Genomic DNA, 4,266 nt, shown 5'->3' on the forward strand with positions numbered 1-4,266 from the left:
CCCGCCGCGGTGCTCGCCAGCGCGACGCTGGCCAGTCCTGGCTCGATCACCATCGCGGCGAGGTCCGGCCGGTGCTCCTCGCGCTTGTCGGGCACGCCCGATGGTTGTTGCGCGAGACCGAAGGCGCTGAACAGACCACGCCCGACGACAACCACGCTGACACAGCGGCCGACGACATCCGAGACTGGGCGGACGAACTCGCTGTCGACTACCAGGACGACGTCCTCACACCGGCCACGTTTGCGCTGGCCGGTCTACTGGCAGCCGAGCTGCGAGCGCATCCGTCGACGCTGGCCCTGGACCATCGCCACCGCCTCCGCACGACCCTGGCCCGGGTTGAGAAACTCCGGGCGGCGCTGGCCGCGGCGAGATGACCCTTACGAGCCGGGCCGTGTTGGTGATCCCCCGGTCCAAGACCAATCAGAGCGGTCAGCAGGGACGAGACCGGCCCGCACACAACCTCAGTCGAGCTCGTCCTGGGAGTACTCGGCGCCCTGGACGACGACCCGGTGCGGACGATGTAGCGCGCCGAGGTCGTCGAGCGGATTGCCGGTGACGATGAGCAGGTCCGCGGCCAGCCCCGCCCTGAGGTCTCCTGTCTCGTCGCCGAGCCCCAGGGTCTGCGCTGCCCCGGTGGTGACCATGTCGATGATGCTGCTGCGCGTGAAGCCGAGTTCTTCGTAGAGCTCCATGCTCAGCGTCAGCTGATCGAACGCTGTGCCAGGAACTCCGGAGTCCGTCCCGACCAGGATCGTCACATCGTTCTCGGCCATCCAGGTCAGCTGGCCACCGTACTGGTAATCGGGCGTCGTGACGTGTTTAGCAATCTCTCGCCACACGGCGGGGGTCGTGTCGCCGGCGGCCGATCCCTGCTGGGCCATCTGCCGGACCGCCCAGTCGTTCTGGTCCCGCTTTCCGGGCCCGGACCGCCACCCACAGTGCTCGATCGTGTGAACTCCGGCCTCGATGCACCGGACGATCGGTTTCTGTTCCGTGCGCGTGGGCTGCGACTGTGAGGCCGTAGTGCGCCGCGTGGTCGACAGCGACTCGGAGGAGCTCCGTGGAGTACTGCGCGTCGAAGGGCGTGGGCCCCTCCGATGTCACGTAGCCTCCGCCCGCCATGATCTTGATGAGGTCGGCGGTCTCGGCTGCGCGATCAATGGCGTCGCGGATTTCCGTGGCTGTATCGGCGATCCCGCCGAGATACCAGCAGTGTCCGCCGGAAATCGTGAGCGGAGAACCTGCGGACAGGATCCGCGGGCGTACGCCGTCCACATCTGCGTCGCGTCCCGGAATCGGGCGACGTAGCCCCGGGCGTCGCCGAGATCCCGCACGGTCGTGCAGCCCGCCCGCAGGCATGCGCGGGCGTTGCCTCGGATCACCGCCCGTACCTCGTCCGGCGCGCCGGAGCACAGAGTGGCGAACGACGACGTGCTGCAGTCACCGGCCAGGTGCACGTGGCTGTTGATCAGACCGGGCGTGATGCTGTAGCCGGCGAACCGCGAGACCGACGCCTCGGGGGCGGCGGCGATGAGCTCTGCAGCCTTCCCTACGGCCTCGATGCGGCCACGTGAGACGAGCACCGCATCCCGACCGTCGGGCAGTATCTGCCCGGCCGAGATGAGCCGGTCCCCCACATAGATTGTTGCCACTACTCCCGGTCCTCTGTTAGTCCGTATGCTTGACGTGCTGTTCCGATATCACCTGCGGAACACGCCGTCTACGTAGCCACCTGGATACTTCCATGAGCGGCCCGGCCTGCCCGGTTCGTGCACGTTCCGGGAGATCGTCAGGCATCTGCCGAAGCTCGTTCACCGCAATTGCCACATTAGCTCGTTGGTCGCTGTTGTACCCCGCATAGACGTTGTACATACGCGTGTACCCGTCGCTACAACGCGCCCTCGCGCAGCTCGCAGGACAGCCGCGACGGCCAGCGTCGCCGCCCCTCCTCCGCGGTATCGCTGCTGCCGGCCGGGGTGTCAGGTCTGACGAGCTCCGGGTAGACAGCTCGGACCACCGAGTCCAGGGAGCCTAGCCGTACGTAGCCCAGCAGCTGCCCGGCACGATGGAGCGCGCGGCGGATATCATCAAACGGCGGCCGGGTAAATGACGGCAAGGAGCATAGCCAGCACTGCTGTGCGGATCAGGAGTAACCCTCCTGACCAGAAGTTGATGGAGATGTGCGCCCCGACTAGCGCTTGCCAGTAGTACGTGATACGAGCGCCTAGCAGGATGAGGTAGCAGCTGCAGCCAACAGTGAGCGAGACAGCCACGACAAGAAAATCCCATGCCCGCTCCCGGTACAAGGGGAGGATGTCGCGACTGGACCACACGATCTGCGTGAGGCAGGCGTAAACGAGGTAGGCGCTTACAGTAAGGAAGAACACTAGCACGGGCGGGTGCTGGATGTTCGCATTTGTGAACTGCAAGCTGAACGGGCGGCTTCACGAAGAGTGGCGTGATGAGGATTGCAGCCACTGTGACAAGTAGTGCGACCGCTTCAGCGTAGCGCCGTTGACGTGGGCGGTATTCGGCAATTTTTGCGGAGATAGAAGAACTGCATCGACGCGAAAGCGCCCACTAGAACGAGATTGCGTATGCAGCCTGCTGTGTTGGGGCCGACTGCAGCGTCGACCCATCCGGAGAAGCCCCTCCCGTCCAGGAGCACCATCAATCCGAGACCCGGCACTGAAGAGTACTCCTGCCCAGGGATCGAGCGACGCGGGTGATCGAACCGCATGCGTAAGAGTCCATACGAAGGCCACACCGCATGCGATGGTCAAGAGAGTCGGCACCGAGCTTCACACGCCCCGGCCGCCGAAAGCGCTTCCGAGCGCTTCGCCTGTACGTCCCAGGTCAGCCCAGCTGGCCCGGATAGGCAGCTTTGACCAGTCCGAGAGTATGGCTCCCAACGTCTCAGCCTCCCATTCGGCGTGCTGGTCATAGTGAGAACCGCTCGGTGGAGCGTCTCGATCGACGAGAAGGGAACCGCACAGCATCGGAGTGCCGGTTCCACTTGCGTCGAGATGCCCGAGGAGATGTGGGCGATTTCGTGGTAGATCGTGTAGTTCTGACGCTCGACCGACAGATCAGTCAGGTACGTGATGAGGTATTTGTCGGGAAACGGTATGACGCAGCCGAACGATCTGACAGTCGGAAGACTTCTGCCGCTAGGTCGATCGGGACGCCGAGCTGGCCCGATAAGCCACGACACAGCTCGGCCGGTGGAGGAGTCCGGCGATACCCCAGGTTGCGCAGCAACTTTCTGGCCTGGCTACGGAGCTGGCGCTCGTTCACAGAGTTCGTCACCGTCCGTCCTGGCATCCTTTGCTCCAAGATCCTACTGGGCGGAGTCAATTTCGCGAGACCGAGGGGCCACCCCGGTCGCCACATCGACCAGCAGTTGCAGGGCTGCTACCCGGTCGAATTCACGCACGTGCGCCCTGCACAGTCGAAATGCGGAGATACCCATGTGTTCTAACTGCGTCAGTAGAAGCTGCGTCTCAGTTTCATATCGCGGCTGCGCCAGGTCGAAATAGTTGGCCGGTGCACCCAGGTGCTGCAGGACAGCGTTCAGCTGTCGGGTAGACAGCGCGCCATCTTCGACTGCGGAATTCAGATGCGACGCCAGCACCTGTTCGGCTTCGTTCAGTGACGTACCGAGCCGAAGCCTCTCTCTGAGGTGGTCGTCTAAAGGCTGCCAGAAGGGGGGTGTTTCTGCTTCGACGGGTACTCGAACCAGGCTGAAGAGGCGCGTGACTCGGACAGATAACCCGTCGGAGGCACCGCCCAGGGTGCCGGCTGGAGGACAGCTCATTAGTTGGTTTCGGTGCGGGAGGGTTCGAGCGGAGCGAACGAAGACCGGTTATGCATTGGCGCCACCCGCCGGGGAGGAGCCAGCCCCCGTCGAGCCGGAACCCTGCTCGTACACCATCTGTGTGATGAAGTCAGCTACTGCATGGCGCTGAGCCGGGTCGAGCCCGGCAACCCGCGCGGCGATATCGGTTACCTGCGCTTCACGCAGGGCCCGACGAAGTCGGAGTTCGGCGATGACGTCGCGGACCGCGTCCGGGTCACCATGCAGGAAGCCGACGCGGACCGCGAAGAATCGAGCGAGACCGTCGATGACTCGCATGGTGGGGTTGATCTTGATACCGCGCCGCAGTTCGGAAAGGTGAGAGGCCGACAGCTCATAGCCGTGTTCGCGTAGCCAAGCGATCACCTCCGTAACTTTCCGAGCCCCGCCACCTTCAAGGGGTGCCTTCG

At 64.2% G+C, this 4,266-nt stretch carries 3 protein-coding genes and 2 pseudogenes; 1 reads left to right on the forward strand and 4 read right to left on the reverse strand.

Features of this window, described 5'->3' with window-relative positions:
* Positions 1–374: pseudogene (locus DMP15_RS30035) on the forward strand (hypothetical protein); the annotation flags it as partial.
* Positions 375–461: 87 nt separating this feature from the next.
* Here the strand turns inward: DMP15_RS30035 and DMP15_RS30040 are convergent.
* The 4 genes and pseudogenes from DMP15_RS30040 to DMP15_RS30050 form a co-directional block, all read right to left on the reverse strand.
* On the reverse strand, positions 462–881 hold the full coding sequence (locus DMP15_RS30040; protein ID WP_337827004.1) for an amidohydrolase family protein: 420 nt from the start codon (positions 879–881) through the stop codon (positions 462–464).
* A complete protein-coding gene (locus tag DMP15_RS30505; RefSeq protein WP_443217725.1) occupies positions 820–1,359 on the reverse strand; it encodes an amidohydrolase family protein in 540 nt (179 codons plus the stop codon). The genes DMP15_RS30040 and DMP15_RS30505 overlap by 62 nt, the downstream gene beginning before the upstream one ends.
* Positions 1,293–1,652: pseudogene (locus tag DMP15_RS30045) on the reverse strand (amidohydrolase family protein); the annotation flags it as partial. The gene DMP15_RS30505 and the pseudogene DMP15_RS30045, both read right to left, overlap by 67 nt.
* A gap of 2,213 nt (positions 1,653–3,865) precedes the next feature.
* A partial coding sequence (locus DMP15_RS30050) for a hypothetical protein (protein WP_337827006.1) occupies positions 3,866–4,266 on the reverse strand: 401 nt, incomplete at its 5' end.

It is taken from the genome of Pseudonocardia sp. UM4_GMWB1, assembly GCF_017312155.1.
GTDB classification, from domain to species: domain Bacteria; phylum Actinomycetota; class Actinomycetes; order Mycobacteriales; family Pseudonocardiaceae; genus Pseudonocardia; species Pseudonocardia alni.